We start from the raw sequence: 17,070 nt of genomic DNA, 5'->3' as shown, positions 1-17,070 counted from the left end.
TATAATTGATTAGTATGTTTTTTTAGCTTCAAAAGCTGCAATTGTTTCTTTTTTACTTAGTAAGTAGTCAATATCATCATAGCCATTAATCATACATGTTTTTTTGTAGGCGTCGATATCAAAAGTTTCTTTAAAGGAGGTGTCTTTAACTGATATTGTTTGGTTTTCAAGATTGACTTCTAGTATCGTTTCAGGTTTTTGTGTTGTGACGTCTAATAGTACTTTTAGAAATTCTGCTGAAACTTGAACAGGTAATAGTCCGTTATTTAGCGCGTTCCCTTTAAATATATCTGCGAAAAAACTTGATACAATAACTTTAAAACCATAATCGCTCAAAGCCCAAGCGGCATGCTCACGACTAGAACCGCAACCAAAATTATCTCCAGCAACTAAAATATTACCAGAATATTTGATGTTATTTAAAGAGAACGATTCATTTTTAGAGTCGTCCTTATTAAAGCGCCAATCTTTAAAAAGATTGTCACCAAATCCTTTACGGTCTGTTGCTTTTAAGAAACGAGCAGGAATAATTTGATCAGTATCTATGTTTTCTATGGCTAACGGAATAGCTTGAGATTGTAATGTTGTAAACTTTTCCATCTTAATTTAATTGTTTGGTTATATCCACAATCTTGCCTTCAATAGCTGTCGCGGCTGCGACTAAGGGGCTGGCTAAAATAGTTCTTGAGCCTTGTCCTTGTCTGCCTTCAAAATTTCTATTTGAGGTAGAGACGCAATATTCTCCTTGCGGAATTTTGTCATCATTCATGGCTAAGCAAGCAGAGCAACCCGGCTGTCTAAGTTCGAAACCAGCATCATTAAAAATGGTTTTTAAACCTTCTTCTATTATTTGAGCTTCAACCTGTTTGCTTCCTGGTACTAGCCAAGCCGTAACGTTATTTGCTTTTTGTTTTCCTTTTATGTAGTTTGCTGCAACTCTAAAATCTTCAATTCTAGAATTTGTGCAACTACCAATAAACACATAGTTTATTGGTTTGTTTATTAAAGATTCTCCTTTTTTAAAGTCCATGTATTGTAAAGACTTCTCGAAAGAAGCATCATTTAAAGTAGGTATGTTTTCGGTTACTTTTATTCCCATTCCTGGGTTTGTTCCATAAGTTACCATTGGTTCAATATCTTCTGCGTCAAAGCTGTATTCTTTATCAAAAATGGCATCCGTATCTGTTGGTAGTGTTTTCCAATAGTCTACTTTTTTGTTAAATGCCTCTCCTTTAGGCGCAAATTCTTTGCCCTTTACATAGTCAAAAGTGGTTTGGTCTGGGGCAATCATTCCGCCTCGAGCGCCCATTTCAATACTCATATTACAAACAGTCATTCGGCCTTCCATTGACATCTCTTCAAAGACATTTCCAGCGTATTCACAGAAATAGCCCGTGCCCGAGTTTGTCCCTAGTTTAGCAATGATATATAAAATAACATCTTTAGGTAAAACCCCATTTTTAAGTGTACCATTAACGGATACTCTCAGGCTTTTGGGTTTGGTTAATAATAGGCATTGGCTCGCAAAAACCTGTGCGACTTGACTAGTTCCGATACCAAAAGCAATGGTGCCGAAAGCGCCATGTGTTGAGGTGTGACTATCGCCACATACAATGGTCATTCCTGGTTGCGTGATCCCTAATTCTGGAGCCATTACATGCACTATTCCATTGTATTTATGACCTAGTTCGTATAGTGTAATGTTGTTTTTTTTACAGTTTTCAGAAAGTTGTTTCAGTTGCTTTCTTGATAATTCGTCTTTTATTGGTAGATGTTGTTCTAAAGTCGGTGTGTTATGGTCCGCAGTAGCTACAATTTGATCTGGGCGAAACACCGGAATTTGTCTTCGTTCTAACTCGTTAAAAGCTTGTGGACTCGTAACTTCGTGTATTAAGTGTTTGTCAATATAAAGTACTTGTGGGCCATCCTTTATGGTGTCAACGACATGTGCGTCCCAAACTTTGTCAAATAATGTTTTTCCCATTTTAAGCTGAAATTATTTGTTGATAAACGTTACTGGTTTCGATTATTTGATGGATATCGCCATCGTTTATTTCTTTTTTTCTATCAGCAAAACTTAAAAAGTTAGCGTAAACATCGTCTAGTTGTAGTTTTGTTAAATCGTATCCTACAATTTTAGCTCTATAGGCTAAAGCAGCACGACCACTTCTAGCTGTTAATACGATAGCTGACTCGGTTACTCCTACATCTTTTGGATTAATGATTTCGTAAGTTTCACGATTTTTAATAACACCATCTTGATGTATTCCAGAGCTATGTGCAAATGCATTGGCGCCTACAATAGCTTTGTTTGGTTGTGTGTAAATTCCCATGCTGTCAGATACTATTTGACTTAGTCCGTATAGCATTTCGGTCTTAATGGTAGTGTCTAAATTTAGGTAAGGATGTTGTTTTAGTACCATTACCACTTCTTCTAAAGCGGTGTTTCCTGCGCGTTCTCCAATTCCGTTTATGGTACATTCTATTTGTCTTGCGCCATTAATAACGCCTTCTATAGAGTTTGCTGTGGCTAATCCTAAGTCGTTATGGCAATGACAAGATAAAATGGCATTTTCGATACCTTTTACGTTTTCTTTTAGATATTTAATTTTTGCGCCATATTCACTAGGTAGACAATAGCCTGTTGTGTCTGGTATGTTTAATACAGTTGCGCCCGCCTTTATTGCAGCTTCGCAAACTCTTGCTAGATATTCATTATCGGTACGTCCGGCGTCTTCAGCATAAAATTCAACATCTTCAACAAAAGATTTAGCATATTTTACAGCGTCATAAGCACGTTGGATGATGGCGTCTTTATTAGATTTAAATTTATGGAGTATGTGCGAGTCAGAAGTACCAATTCCTGTATGTATTCTTGGGTGTTTAGCATGTTTTAGTGCTTCGGCTGCTACTTTTATATCATTTTCGACAGCTCTTGTTAAACCGCAAACGGTAGCGTTTTTGACTATCTTTGATATTTCTTCTACCGATTTAAAATCGCCAGGACTTGAGACGGGAAAGCCTGCTTCTATGACATTGACACCTAGTAAGTCTAATTGCTTAGCTATGACTACTTTTTGCTCGGTGTTTAGCTTACATCCTGGCACTTGTTCGCCATCACGTAGAGTAGTATCAAATATTTGAATTGTGTTTTTTGACATTTTAAGAGAGAATTATTTTTCTTTTGAATTACTAATGTATACTTTGGTTATCCGTTGTAGATGACCGATATTGGAAGTGTTACGATGTTCAATTAATGAAAACAAAACTAAAACACTGTAAATCAGTGATTTATACAAAGATTAGGTTTATGACTAAAGGGCAAAAAGATAATTTATTTTTACTAGTTAAGTCTTTAACTAAGTCCGAAAAGCGTCAATTTAAGTTGTATGTAGGTCGGCTTGGGGTGAACTCTGATTCTAAGTTTTTAAATTTATTTAATTTTCTTGATAAGGCTCGGGTTTACGACGAGGCCGCTATTCTTAAAACAGATGTGGTTAAAAAACAACAATTGGCTAATGTGAAAGCGCACTTGTATAAACAGGTTTTAATAAGCTTAAAATTAAATCCTTCTCATCAAAACATTCGTTCTCAAATTAGAGAGCAATTGGATTTTGCGTCTATTTTATATCACAAAGGGTTATATAAACAAAGCTTAAAGATTTTGGATAAAGCAAAAGAGTTAGCTGTTTTAAATGAAGAAAAAAATTTAGCGTTTGAAATTGTTGAGCTCGAAAAAATAATTGAATCCCAATATATTACTAGGAGTATTAGCACGCGTGCGGATCAATTGACGATTCAGGCTAAAGCGTTAAGTGAGTTAAATGTGATTGCGAGTAAGCTATCAAATTTGTCTTTGCAATTATATAGCATCATTTTAAAAACAGGTTATGTAAAAAATGAAGAAGAGAGTGTTGCTGTTACTAAGTATTTTAATGATAGGTTGCCTAAAGTTGAACTGTCTAATCTAGGGTTTAGAGAAAAACTTTGGTATTATAAGGCGCATTTGTGGTATAGCTTTTTGATGCAAGATTTTTTAAATTGTTATAAATATGCATTGAAATGGGTGGACTTGTTTTATGAAAACCCTAATATGATAAGTTTAAATCCTGTTTTCTTTTTAAAAGGGAATAATTATTTATTAGAAGCTTTATATTTTATTAAAAACAAGCCGAAGTTTATGGCTAAGCTTTCTGGTTTTTATGAGATTGTAGAACAGTCTGATTTCCCTAAGGATGAAAATGTAGCATCTTTAGTTTTTTTATATGGTAATTTTCATAAGATAAATCAATTTTTTATAGATGGAAGTTTTGAAGAGGGATTAGTCTTAATTCCTGAAGTAGAAAAAAAATTAACCGTGTATAGTAACAAAATTGATGCACATCATAAAATGGTTTTTTATTACAAGTTTGCTAGTTTGCATTTTGGTGCGGGTAACAATAAGGAGTGTATCCGATACTTAGATAAGATAATTTCTAATAAAGAATTGTCTATGAGAGAAGATTTGTTGTGTTTTTCTCGAGTATTAAATTTGGTAGCGCATTATGAAGCTGGTTTGGATTATCATTTAGAAACATTATTACGAAGCACGTATAAGTTTTTGATTAAAATGAATGACTTGCATGAGGTTCAAAAAGAGATGATAAAATTTATTAGAGGATTACAAGATGTCTATCCTCAGGATATTAAAAAGGAATTTAAAAAACTACTAGAAGTGTTGAAGCAGTATGAAGATCATCCTTTTGAACGTCGTGCTTTTTTATATTTGGATGTTATTTCCTGGCTGGAAAGTAAGATTGAGAATAAGCCAGTAGGACAAATAGTTAGAGATAAGTATTTGGCACTATATACTTAGGTTTTTAGTGTCTAAAATATAGATTTAGATTTTTGGAATTGTTTTTGCTGTACAATTATTAGTGTTCTCGAGCGTTTAATTGATGATTGAAACGAATAAAAGCAGTATTTCGTCGGTAAAAAACAGCGGTTTATAGTTGTTTTTTAATAAAAAAGAGATTTAAAAGTTTTGATAGCATAGTTTTTTTCATACATTTACACTCTCAAATCAGCAATGAAGACAAATAAATCATTATCAGCACTAGTCTTGTTTTTATTAATAAGCACAGTTTGTGTCTCTCAAGGGACGCCACCACCGGCGCCATTGGAGTCTGCCCGAGTTCCACCACCAGGTCTTCCTATAGATGGTGGGTTAATTATATTGGTGGTTGTTGGTATTGTTTACGGTGTCTATAAATTAATTTCTTTGAAGAAATCTTTAAAGGCTTAATTCGTTAAGGCGCTTCACGTATTTTCCAATGACATCAAATTCTAAATTAATTTTTGTCCCAATTTTAAATTGTTTAAAATTAGTGTGCTCATGTGTGTAGGGTATAATAGCAACGCTAAAGCTGTTTTTTTGAGAATTAACAACCGTTAGACTAATTCCGTTTACAGTAATAGACCCTTTTTCTATGGTTATATTATTTAGTTTTGGGTCGTATTCAAAAGTATATAACCAACTTCCGTTAGTGTCTTTAGCTTCAATACAAGTCGCTGTTTGATCAACGTGGCCCTGTACTATGTGACCATCTAGTCGGTCTCCAAGTTTCATAGCACGTTCAATATTTACAAAGTCATCTATTTGTAAATCTCCAATATTGGTTTTGTCCAAAGTTTCTTTAATTGCTGTCACTCTATATTGGTTATCATTGATTTCGACAACAGTCAAGCAAACGCCGTTATGTGCAACACTTTGATCTATTTTTAGTTGGCTAGTAATAGTGCTTTCAATAGTAATATCTAAATTATCTTTTATAGTTGATAATTGTTTGACCGTACCCAGTGTTTCAATTATTCCTGTAAACATAAACTTAATGGTATTATTTAGTTAAATTTGCTTTGGTAAATTTACAAACAATAGTTAGTAGTATTAATGAAGAAAGAAGAAAATATTAAACTAGGAATTTCTATAGGCGATTTAAACGGTATCGGGGCAGAAGTTGTTTTGAGGATTTTTGAAGACAATAGAATGTTAGATTTTTGTACACCTATTATTTTTGCCTCTATCAAAACGATGAGTTTTGTAAAAACTCATTTTAAATTAGATATTAACTTAAACGGAATCCAAAATGTCAGTCAGGCACTACCTGGGCGTGTTAATGTTTTAAATTGCTGGAAAGAAAATGTAGCTATTAATTTTGGACAAGAAGATCCAAAAATCGGAGAATACGCAATTACGTCTTTAGAGCAAGCTACAAAATCTTTAAAAGAGGAAGAAATAGATCTTTTGGTAACAGCGCCTATAAATAAGCATAACATACAGTCCGAGACCTTTAAATTCCCGGGACATACAGATTATCTTAATCAGGAATTAGAAGGAAATAGTCTTATGTTTATGGTTGCCGATGGCCTTAGAGTTGGATTGCTTACGGATCATGTTCCTGTTAAGGATGTGGCCATGCATATTACGCCAAAGCTAATAGAGGAGAAAATTAATACAGTCTACAATTCGCTTAAGCAAGATTTTCAAATTGATAAACCTAAAATTGCAGTCTTGGGTATTAATCCACATACTGGAGATAATGGTGTTATAGGAACAGAGGATGATACTGTTTTAAGACCAACACTTCAAAAAATTAAAGACTCAGGGAAGCTTATATTTGGCCCATATGCAGCAGATAGTTTTTTTGGATCAAACAATTATAAAAATTTTGACGCGATAATAGCTTCATATCACGACCAAGGATTAATACCTTTTAAAACATTATCGTTTGGGCAAGGTGTAAATTACACGGCAGGTTTAAACAGAGTGCGAACCTCTCCAGACCACGGGACAGCCTATGAAATTGCGGGGAAAGGGATTGCAGACACTGGTTCTTTTAAGGAAGCAATTTTTACAGGAATACATATTTTTAAAAATAGAAACGAGTATCAGGAGCTTACTAAAAACCCTTTGGGCTATTCGAAAAGAAAGATATAAACAAAAAAATGTTTATAAGTCTTTATACTAAAGAAATTTTTATATATTTGCAGGCTCAAAATAGATGTGGTAATGAAGCAATTAAAAGAATTTACAATACCATTTGTAGGTTTAAGAGAAGGAAAACATCTTTTTGATTATAGTATAGATCAAACGTTCTTTAATCACTTTGAGTATGAGGATTTTAACTCATGTGATATTAAAGTAAATTTAACTTTTGTAAAGAAATCAACTTTATTGGAGTTAAACTTTGAAATTTCAGGAACTGTAAACGTCAATTGTGATGTTACAAACGAACCTTTTGACTTGCCAATAGAAACTAGTTTTGATTTGGTAGTTAAATTTGGAGATGAATATAATGATGATTATATTGATATATTAATTATTACTCATGGAGAGTATGAGATTAATGTTCAGCAATATATATATGAGTCTGTTGTATTAGCGTTGCCAAGTAAACGTATACATCCAGGAGTTGAAGACGGAACATTAGATTCTGACATACTTGATAAATTAGATGAACTTAGCCCAAGGCTAAAAGATAAAAAAGAAGACAAAGAGGAAACCGATCCTCGTTGGAATACATTAAAAAAACTATTAACGGATAAATAATAATATAAAATGGCACATCCTAAAAGAAAAATCTCGAAAACAAGAAGAGATAAGAGAAGAACACATTACAAAGCAACTGCGCCACAAATTGCAACTTGCCCAACAACTGGTGAAGCTCATTTATACCACAGAGCGCACTGGAGTGAAGGAAAACTTTACTACAGAGGTCAAGTTTTAATTGACAATTCAGTAGAAGAAAACGTAGCATAATACTATGCATGCATATAGAAAAACGCTCACTTGTGGGCGTTTTTTTTATGATTTGTTTTTCTTTACGTTAAAAAGCATTTACTTTGCATAAAAATGGTCTGAAAAGACTAATTTTATTATAATTAAGTCAATTTAGGTCGTTTTTGACCTTTTTTTGACGAAAATAACTAAAATATGAGCAAAATCTCTGCTGCAATAACTGCTGTTGGTGGTTACGTACCAGACTATGTTTTGTCTAATAAGGTTCTAGAAACTCTTGTAGATACAAACGATGAATGGATTACATCAAGAACAGGAATTAAAGAGCGTAGGATTCTTAAATTAGAAGGTGAAGGAACATCATACCTTGCCATTAACGCAGCTAAAGATCTGCTTAAAAAACAAAATATAAATCCTAAAGAAATTGACTTAGTCATTGTTGCAACAGCAACACCTGACATGCTTGTCGCTTCGACAGCTGTTTATACAGCTACTGAAATAGGCGCAACAAACGCGTTTGCATATGATCTGCAAGCAGCATGTTCAAGCTTTCTTTATGGGCTATCTACGGCAACAAGTTATATAGAATCAGGACGTTATAAAAAAGTCTTATTAATAGGAGCAGATAAAATGTCTTCTATTATTGATTATACGGACCGCTCTACATGCATCATTTTTGGTGATGGAGCAGGTGCAGTATTGTTGGAACCTAATACAGAAGGATTAGGGCTGCAAGATGAATATTTGAGAAGTGATGGTTCTGGAAGAGAATTTTTAAAAATTGAAGCTGGTGGATCAATTACACCGCCTTCACAAGAAACCATAGATAACAAACAACACTTTGTACATCAAGATGGACGTACAGTGTTTAAATTTGCGGTTTCCAACATGGCCGACGTTTGCGAAAAAATAATGCAACGTAATAATTTAACCAATGATGATGTATCATGGTTAGTGCCACACCAAGCTAATATGCGTATTATAGACGCTACAGCTAAACGAATGAATTTAGAAGACGATAAAGTCTTAAAAAATATTCATAGATATGGTAATACAACTTCTGCAACATTACCATTACTACTTTATGATTTTGAATCAAAACTTAAAAAAGGAGACAATTTAATATTTGCTGCTTTTGGAGGGGGATTTACGTGGGGATCTATTTATTTGAAATGGGCCTACAACTCTTAAACTAACTAAAACTGAATTAATAACTTATAATTATGGATTTAAAAGACATTCAAAACTTAATTAAATTTGTAGCCAAATCTGGTGCAAGTGAAGTTAAATTAGAAACTGACGACGTTAAAATCACGATCAGAACAGGTTCTGATACAGAAACGACGTACGTACAGCATATGCCAATGCAAGGTCAAATGCCGATGCAACAAGCAATGCAACCTGCACCTGTAGCTCCTGTAGCAACAGAGGTGGTGGCTCCCGTAGAAGACGAAAACTCAAAATATATTACTGTTAAGTCTCCAATTATTGGTACTTTTTATAGAAAACCATCTCCTGACAAACCGTTGTTTGTAGAGGTAGGACAGACTATAGCAGAAGGAGATGTACTTTGTATTATCGAAGCTATGAAATTATTTAACGAAATAGAATCTGAAGTATCAGGTAAAGTCGTTAAAATATTAGTGGACGATTCTTCTCCAGTAGAGTTTGATCAACCATTATTTTTAGTAGACCCATCTTAATTTTAGATTATTAGAGATTAAAGTGTTTGTAACAAATACTCTAAAATCGAATAATCCCATCGTCTAATTATCTAATTTAAAAAAGATGTTTAAAAAAGTATTAATTGCCAATAGAGGAGAGATAGCCTTACGTGTTATCAGAACCTGTAAAGAAATGGGCATAAAGACCGTTGCAGTATATTCTACTGCGGATGCTGAAAGTTTACACGTCAAATTTGCTGATGAAGCAGTTTGTATTGGACCTGCAGCTAGTAGTGAGTCCTATTTAAAAATGTCTAATATTATTGCAGCAGCAGAAATTACAAATGCTGACGCGATACACCCAGGTTACGGATTTTTATCTGAAAACGCTAAGTTTTCTAAAATTTGTGAAGAACACCAAATTAAATTTATTGGTGCTTCAGAAGATATGATTAACAGAATGGGAGATAAGGCTAACGCTAAGGCAACAATGATTGCTGCAGGTGTACCTGTTGTTCCAGGAAGTGAAGGTATTATTGAGACCTTTGAAGATTGTATCATTGTTGCTAAAGAAACTGGTTACCCAGTAATGCTTAAAGCATCTGCCGGTGGTGGTGGTAAAGGGATGCGTGCGGTTTGGAAGGAAGAAGATTTGCAAAACGCTTGGGAGTCTGCTCGTGCGGAATCTAAAGCTGCTTTTGGAAATAATGACATGTACATGGAAAAACTTATTGAAGAGCCACGTCATATCGAAATCCAAATTGTAGGAGATAGTACAGGAAAAGCATGTCATTTATCAGAAAGAGATTGTTCTATACAACGTCGTCATCAAAAGTTAACGGAAGAAGTACCTTCTCCTTTTATGACAACAGCATTACGTAAAAAAATGGGTGAAGCAGCTGTAAAAGCAGCAGAGTACATTAAATACGAAGGCGCAGGAACAGTTGAGTTTTTAGTGGATAAGCATAGAAATTTCTACTTTATGGAAATGAATACTCGTATCCAAGTAGAGCACCCAATTACTGAACAAGTGATTGATTTTGACTTAATCCGTGAGCAAATATTAGTTGCTGCCGGAGTACCAATTTCTGGTAAAAATTACTTACCACAATTGCACTCAATTGAGTGTCGTATAAATGCAGAAGATCCGTTTAATGATTTTCGCCCGTCACCAGGAAGAATAACAACGTTACATGCTCCAGGTGGTCATGGTGTAAGATTAGATACGCATGTTTATGCAGGCTATAGTATTCCACCAAATTACGATTCAATGATTGCTAAGTTAATTACAACTGCGCAAACACGTGAAGAGGCTATTAGTAAAATGAAACGTGCTTTAGATGAGTTTGTTATCGAAGGTATCAAAACAACAATTCCGTTTCATCGACAATTAATGGATCATCCAGATTATATAGCTGGTAATTACACCACTAAATTTATGGAAGATTTTGTTATAGAAAAACAAATAGAAGAATAATAAAAAAAGCGACTTTTAAAAGTCGCTTTTTTTTATAGTTTAAAAACTTCAGCTATTTTATTTATTACTTGTGGAACTTCATCTGTATTAAACTCCAGGTTTATTTGATATAAGTCGTTTTCAATCTTGGTTAAATCTAATTCACCTTGATTAATATGGTAATATCCTGTCTGCCCTCTACAAAAACAAAGTCGACCAAAAAAGACCGTATTCTTCTCGGAACTTAAGTTCTTGTTAATAGGTTCAAGTTTTTCTGAATTTTCATTAATTTGAATATAGACTATTTCTGTGTAATTAGAGTCTTCTATATTGTCTAGTGCGTTTCTATTATATTCAAATTTTAAAAGTATTTTGTCACTGTCGTAAGTATTTAAATAGGTGGCTCCAAATTCGTCTTTTTTTATTTCAATAGACTTATTTTTAATAACATTAAAGGTGCAAGTACCGTCATCTGGACAGTTTGAAAGAACTGTATCTTTTTTTAATTGTGATTGTGAAATCGTGTTTTTTGGTGAATTGCATTGAAAAAAAATAAAAAAAACAGGTAATAAATGTGAAATTCTCATATTAATATATATTACTTTAACTATTATTGATTGTTAATTACAAAAGATGCAATTATATTTACAAAATAGAACAAAATTATAGATTATATGAAACATTTTTACGCTAAAAATTTAATTGTACTAATAGTGTTATTTTCATTTGCCTCTAATTCTTATGCTCAAAAAGGTAAGAATTTTTGGAGAACGACCTCTAAGGCTGAAGTTGTGAAAGGTGAATTGACCATTAGAAAATCGGAACCTGTTAAATCAGCATTCTTTAAATTGGACATTTCTGGGCTAAAAGCCTATCTAAGCGATGCACCAAAAAGATTTGAGAGTAATATTGCTTCCTCTAAATTTATGAGTTTTCCAACATCCGATGGTACACTTGAAGTTTTTGATGTTATGGAGGCTTCTATGATGGAGCCAGAATTACAACAAAAGTATTCTAACATTACAACTTATGTTGGTCAAAGTATAGAGAATCCAGTAAATACGATGAGGTTTAGTATTACACCACAGGGATTACATACGATATCATTTAATGAGAATGTGGGTATGGAATATATTGATCCGTATACAAAAAGTGGAGAAAACTATATTGTTTATGCCAAAAAAGATTTACCTATTTTAAATCAAAATTGGACGTGTGATGTTATAGATGACGCTGTGGAAGTAGAAGATCAAGTGGGTTCAAATAGAGTCTTTAATGCTAACGACGGAATCATGAGGGATTTTAGACTAGCGTTAGCTTGTACAATTGAATATGCTGCTTTTCACTGGATGGCTGCAGGGATACCTAGCACAGCTACAGAAGCAACTAAAAGAGCAGCCGTTTTAGCAGCTATGGTAGTTACTATAAATAGAAATAATTTTATTTACGAAAGAGATTTGTCTGTTACGATGACATTGGTGGCTAATAATGAAAGTATTATTTTTATTGATAGTGATAATTTTACAAATAATGATTCTAATGATTTAATAGATGAGAGTCAAGCTCAGATTACAGCTTTAATTGGATCTGCTAACTTTGATATAGGACATACCTTTTCTACAGGAGGAGGAGGATTAGCACAATTAAACTCACCTTGTAATACTAATACTAAGGCCAGAGGAATAACAGGTTTACCAAACCCGGTTGGGGACGCGTATGATATCGATTTTGTTGCTCATGAATTAGGACATCAATTTGGTGCTCCACATACATTTAATGGTGATTCGGGTAATTGTGCTGGAAATAATAGAACAGCTTCCAATGCTTACGAACCAGGAAGTGGGTCTACAATCATGGCGTACGCTGGTATTTGTGCCCCTCAAAATGTACAATCAAATAGTGATGCCTATTTTCATCAAAAAAGTTTACAGATGATCTGGGATAATATTTCTTCAGGTGTTAGTCAATGTGCCACTCAAATCGCGACAGGAAATAGTGCTCCTACAGCAGAAGCAGGATTAAATTATGTGATACCTAAATCTACACCTTTTAAATTAACAGGGACGTCAACGGATGTTGATGGAACTACTTCGCATACTTATACTTGGGAGCAATATGATTTAGGTGCAGCAGGACTTCCATTAGAAACAAATACAACAGGACCTTTAGTTAGGTCTTTTGAAGGGACATCAAATGCAACAAGATTTATTCCAAGGTTAGTTGATGTTGTGAGCAATGGCGGTGTATCTACAACGTGGGAAAAATTAGCATCTGTAGGAAGAACAGAAAATTTCAGACTAACAGTAAGAGATAATGATCCTAATGGTGGTCAAACGGCTGTAGATAATATGATAGCTACGGTTGATGACACGGATGGACCATTTCTTGTAACATCTCAAAATGCTAGTGGATTGTCTTGGTCAATAGGAAGTACTCAAACTATAACATGGGATGTTGCTGGGACAGCAGTTGCCCCAGGAGTAAATACACCTAATGTTAATATATTATTATCTACTGACGGAGGTGTTACTTTTGATACCGTTTTAGCTACAAACGTTGCTAATGATGGATCACACGATATAATCGTTCCAAATGTTCAAGCTTCTTTTTGTCGCATTATGGTTGAGGGAGCTGGAAATATTTTCTTCAATGTTAATACGTCAGATTTTTCAATAGGCACAACAGTAACAACAATTTGTACAACGTATTCATCTGCACAAAATTTAGGATTAGCCATTCCTGATGGGGCTGGGACAACTGCGGCGCCAGTAGCAGGGACACCGCTATTTAACTCTATTGATATTTCAGATAGTAATACTATTTCAAGCATTACTATAACTGCAGATGTTACACATCCAAATACGGGTGAGATTCTTCTTCAGTTTCAACACCCAGATGTAAATACAAATGATGCTTTTGTTAATGTTTGGATTTTTGATTGTAACGGAGACTCATTAAGTATAACTTTTGATGATGCTGGTGCCCCTATTAACTGTGGATCGCCAACAACAGGGACTTTTGCTCCTGTAAATTCTTTAGGAGATATATTCAATGGATTGAATTCTGCTGGAGGTTGGAATCTTGCTGTTGTTGATTTTGTATCAGGAAATACAGGAACTTTAAATAATTGGTCAATAGAAATTTGTGAAACAACAGTACTGTCTGTAGATCAATTTGATCTAGCAAATAATATCTCAGTATATCCTAATCCAAATAATGGAGAGTTTTCCATCAAGTTTAATGATGTTTCAGGAGATGTTGATGTAGAAGTTTTTGATATTAGAGGACGTAGTATTTTACAAAATAAGTATAGTAAAATAACTGGTGATTTTAATAAGTCTTTAAACTTAGGAGATGTAGAATCTGGTATATATTTACTTAATATAAAAAATAACGGAAGAACAATTACTAAAAAGATTGTAGTTGAATAAAACACACTTTAGAACTTAAATTAAAAACTCCGAAATCTCTTTCGGAGTTTTTTTATTTATAAAAGAAAACCTCAGTATATTTGACGTTCACAAAAAAGCTATTATGAGAATTCGTAACCTGTTTAAATACTGTCTTTTATTAATAATTGGTATAACAATAACTTCGTGTTTTGAAATTATCGAGGAGATAGATCTTAAAAGCGATGGAACAGGTACAATGACGTACACGTTTAATCTAAGTCAAAGTAAATCTAAACTAGCCTCTATAATGCTTTTAGACTCTATTAATGGGTATAAAGTGCCTTCTCGAGCAGATATTCAAAAAGGATTAGAAGATGTTGTTTCAGAATTAAAAAAGGCTGAAGGTATTACTAATATCAGGAAAACAGCCGATTATGATAATTTTGTATTTTCAGTAAAATGTGATTTTAATAAAATGGAGAATATCAATAAAATCACGAATCAGGTTTCTAATAATCAGAAAAATAAAACTGTAATCTCATCTTATTTTTTTGATGATACTAAAGGCGCATTTAAAAGAAAATATGTTTACTCTAATGATATTAAAAAAGAGTATAGTAAACTAAAAACAGAGAATAAAAAGGTGTTTGATGATGCCTCATACACTGTGATTTATAGATTCGATAAAGAAGTAAATTCTCAAAACAACCCACAGGCTAAAGTTTCTAAGTCAAAAAAAGCAGTGATGCAACGTGTTAGTGCATTAGATGTCATTAATGGCAGCGGAAATTTTAGTACTCAAATTCAATTAAAAAAATAACCCTTAATTAATAATTAATCAATCCATGAAAAAATTAGTGTGTTCAATGATGTTATGCGTATCTGTATTTGCAGTTGCACAAAACACATCGTCAAAAATCCCAAGTGATGCCTCTATAGTTGCAACTATTAAAGGTGGTAATTTATTACAATTAATGTCTGTAGAAGAGATGAATAGTTCTTTTATAGGTAATGAAATTTTAAAAGAATTGTCTAATTCAGATAGTCAAAAAACGTCGATCGAAGATTTTGGTTTCGATTTGAATAATTCGGCTCATTATTTTTTGCAGACTAATGATAGTATTACTTATAATGCGTTTATAATGCCTATAAAGGATGTCAATAAGTTTGAGAGCTTCATTAAAGATGAAGGCAGAAATGAATTTATTAACGAAAATGGATTAAGGTCTTTTAAGGATAAAAACGAAGGTGTTGTTTGGAGTGATTCTGTTTTTATAGTAGTAGAAGGAACGGTCAATGAGATGTATTTTCAAGACGAAACGGTAATGCAACGTCATGGCCTTCAATCAGAAAATGATGGCTATGAGCAAAGTGAAGTGGACTATGCTACAGAAGTCGTAGAGTCTGCTGGAGACGTTTACGAAGTAGAAGAAACAGTTGTGGAGTCTACAGAGATTATGGAAGGTGAAGCAGAAGAAACAGTTGTAGAAGTGGTTTATGAAGAAGTAGAAATTGAAGAGACTGTTATTGAGTCTACAGAGGATTATGAAGAAGATTATAACGACAACAATAGCACTTATAATTATTATGACGCCTATAACGATAATTACACAATTAAAAGAGCGTTGTCTAAAAGTTGGTCTTTATTAAAAGCAAAGCAAATAGCAACTCAAACTGCTGATCGTAGTATTTTAAAAAACAAATCCTATTTAAAAAGTCTTGATGATAAAGCGGAAGCGACATTATGGATTAATGATTTTGGTCAATTGTATACTAATTTATTTGCAGGAATGTATTTTAATGAATTAGGAGGGTTTGATTTGGGAGCAATGTATGCAAACAATGGTTTGAATGCTAAATTGTTTCTTGAAAATGATAAAATGATGTTAAGTTCAACATACATTATGTCTGACGATATGGCTAAAAGCTATAAAAAAATGACCTCAAGAAAACTTAATAAAAAGTTTTTAAATTATGTTAATGAGGACAGAATGATAGGGTACATGAGTTCTGCTATGGATACAAAAGGTATGCTTGATGAGTATCCTAAATTAATGAAATCTATATACAAAAACATGCCTTATTATGGTGAAGAAGCTGTTTTAGCATTAGATTTATTTTCACTGTTACTAGATGAGGAAGCGGTCTCTGAAGTACTTCAAGGCGATATGTTATTTTTATTGTCTGGGATTTCTAAACAAGAAGTAACTTATACGACTTATGAGTATAATGATGATTATGAGTATGTTGAAGTAGAAAAAACAAAAACAGAAACACTACCTGACTTTTTATTAATGGCTTCGTCAGAAGATACAAGCTTGCTAAATAAGGTGATAGACTATACAATGAATAAAGAAATGGTCACTTTTGATAACGGTTTTTATACGTTTAAAGCACCGCGTAGTCCTTTTTCTATCCATTTTTTAATTAAAAATGATATTGTATTTTTAGGAACATCAGAAGTGGAAATGAGAAAAATTGCTTCAGGAACATTTGATGCTAAAGTATCTTCTGATCATAAAAAAAGGATGTTAAGTAATAATTATTCATTATTTGTAAGTGCAGAGCAATTAGCAGCACAATTGCCTATTGAGGAAATGGGACTTGATAGAAGTGGAAAACTAGAATGGTTTTTAAACACTTCTGAAGATGCTTACGTTACAGCGTCTAAAATCAAAGGGAATACAGTAAATACAGAAATGGTGATTGGTGTGCCGGCAACAGAAGACAATGCGTTAAAATACATTTTTAGTATTATTGAAAAATTGGCAAAGTAATAAT

Annotated in this window: 16 protein-coding genes; 11 read left to right on the top strand and 5 right to left on the bottom strand. The window is 33.4% G+C overall.

Features of this window, described 5'->3' with window-relative positions:
• Nucleotides 1-9: 9 nt before the first annotated feature.
• Genes leuD through H0I26_RS02670 form a run of 3 tightly spaced genes read right to left on the bottom strand, consistent with a single transcriptional unit; the run spans nt 10 to nt 3,161 of the window.
• The gene (leuD, locus tag H0I26_RS02680) at nt 10-600 is read right to left on the bottom strand and encodes a 3-isopropylmalate dehydratase small subunit (protein WP_218700899.1); all 591 of its coding nucleotides are present in this window, start codon (nt 598-600) and stop codon (nt 10-12) included.
• A 1-nt stretch (nt 601) separates the two neighbouring features.
• Nucleotides 602-1,984: a 3-isopropylmalate dehydratase large subunit gene (gene leuC, locus H0I26_RS02675; protein ID WP_218700898.1), complete on the bottom strand. Its 1,383-nt coding sequence runs from the start codon at nt 1,982-1,984 to the stop codon at nt 602-604.
• A gap of 1 nt (nt 1,985) precedes the next feature.
• Nucleotides 1,986-3,161 carry a 2-isopropylmalate synthase gene (locus H0I26_RS02670; RefSeq protein ID WP_218700897.1) on the bottom strand — a complete coding sequence of 392 codons (1,176 nt, stop codon included), beginning with the start codon at nt 3,159-3,161 and terminating at the stop codon, nt 1,986-1,988.
• A gap of 149 nt (nt 3,162-3,310) precedes the next feature.
• Between H0I26_RS02670 and H0I26_RS02665 the strand changes: the two genes are divergently transcribed.
• Nucleotides 3,311-4,855 (top strand): hypothetical protein, encoded by a 1,545-nt coding sequence (locus tag H0I26_RS02665; protein WP_218700896.1) that lies wholly within the window; start codon nt 3,311-3,313, stop codon nt 4,853-4,855.
• Nucleotides 4,856-5,068: 213 nt separating this feature from the next.
• Nucleotides 5,069-5,284: a PID-CTERM protein-sorting domain-containing protein gene (locus H0I26_RS02660; protein ID WP_101015714.1), complete on the top strand. Its 216-nt coding sequence runs from the start codon at nt 5,069-5,071 to the stop codon at nt 5,282-5,284.
• Here the strand turns inward: H0I26_RS02660 and H0I26_RS02655 are convergent.
• Nucleotides 5,273-5,863 (bottom strand): riboflavin synthase, encoded by a 591-nt coding sequence (locus H0I26_RS02655; protein WP_218700895.1) that lies wholly within the window; start codon nt 5,861-5,863, stop codon nt 5,273-5,275. The genes H0I26_RS02660 and H0I26_RS02655 overlap by 12 nt on opposite strands.
• A 66-nt stretch (nt 5,864-5,929) precedes the next feature.
• Between H0I26_RS02655 and pdxA the strand changes: the two genes are divergently transcribed.
• The 6 genes from pdxA to accC all read left to right on the top strand — a co-directional run bounded on the left by pdxA (nt 5,930) and on the right by accC (nt 10,918).
• Nucleotides 5,930-6,976, top strand: a complete 1,047-nt coding sequence (gene pdxA, locus H0I26_RS02650) for a 4-hydroxythreonine-4-phosphate dehydrogenase PdxA (RefSeq protein ID WP_218700894.1) — start codon at nt 5,930-5,932, stop codon at nt 6,974-6,976.
• Between the two features lie 72 nt (nt 6,977-7,048).
• On the top strand, nt 7,049-7,588 hold the full coding sequence (locus tag H0I26_RS02645) for a YceD family protein (protein ID WP_218700893.1): 540 nt from the start codon (nt 7,049-7,051) through the stop codon (nt 7,586-7,588).
• Between the two features lie 9 nt (nt 7,589-7,597).
• The gene (gene rpmF, locus H0I26_RS02640; protein ID WP_027879374.1) at nt 7,598-7,798 is read left to right on the top strand and encodes a 50S ribosomal protein L32; all 201 of its coding nucleotides are present in this window, start codon (nt 7,598-7,600) and stop codon (nt 7,796-7,798) included.
• 174 nt (nt 7,799-7,972) lie between these two features.
• Nucleotides 7,973-8,968, top strand: a complete 996-nt coding sequence (locus tag H0I26_RS02635) for a beta-ketoacyl-ACP synthase III (RefSeq protein ID WP_218700892.1) — start codon at nt 7,973-7,975, stop codon at nt 8,966-8,968.
• 32 nt (nt 8,969-9,000) lie between these two features.
• Nucleotides 9,001-9,480, top strand: a complete 480-nt coding sequence (gene accB / locus H0I26_RS02630) for an acetyl-CoA carboxylase biotin carboxyl carrier protein (RefSeq protein WP_101015709.1) — start codon at nt 9,001-9,003, stop codon at nt 9,478-9,480.
• Nucleotides 9,481-9,565: 85 nt separating this feature from the next.
• Nucleotides 9,566-10,918, top strand: a complete 1,353-nt coding sequence (gene accC / locus H0I26_RS02625) for an acetyl-CoA carboxylase biotin carboxylase subunit (RefSeq protein WP_101015708.1) — start codon at nt 9,566-9,568, stop codon at nt 10,916-10,918.
• Nucleotides 10,919-10,950: 32 nt separating this feature from the next.
• Here accC and H0I26_RS02620 read toward each other — a convergent pair whose 3' ends face one another.
• Nucleotides 10,951-11,484, bottom strand: a complete 534-nt coding sequence (locus H0I26_RS02620) for a hypothetical protein (protein WP_218700891.1) — start codon at nt 11,482-11,484, stop codon at nt 10,951-10,953.
• An 87-nt stretch (nt 11,485-11,571) separates the two neighbouring features.
• On the opposite strand from H0I26_RS02620, the gene H0I26_RS02615 reads away from it, so the two are divergent.
• From H0I26_RS02615 to H0I26_RS02605, 3 genes are all read left to right on the top strand, one after another.
• Complete coding sequence (locus H0I26_RS02615; RefSeq protein ID WP_218700890.1) at nt 11,572-14,328, top strand: zinc-dependent metalloprotease; 2,757 nt, start codon at nt 11,572-11,574, stop codon at nt 14,326-14,328.
• Between the two features lie 103 nt (nt 14,329-14,431).
• Entirely contained in the window at nt 14,432-15,109 is a 678-nt protein-coding gene (locus tag H0I26_RS02610) for a hypothetical protein (protein WP_218700889.1), read from the top strand.
• 25 nt (nt 15,110-15,134) lie between these two features.
• A complete protein-coding gene (locus tag H0I26_RS02605; RefSeq protein ID WP_218700888.1) occupies nt 15,135-17,066 on the top strand; it encodes a hypothetical protein in 1,932 nt (643 codons plus the stop codon).
• Nucleotides 17,067-17,070 lie beyond the last annotated feature (4 nt).

This window comes from Olleya sp. HaHaR_3_96, from assembly GCF_019278545.1.
In the GTDB taxonomy this organism is placed as follows: domain Bacteria; phylum Bacteroidota; class Bacteroidia; order Flavobacteriales; family Flavobacteriaceae; genus Olleya.
Note: the sequence above shows the minus strand (reverse complement) of the source record. Positions and strands in the feature narration are given on the sequence as shown.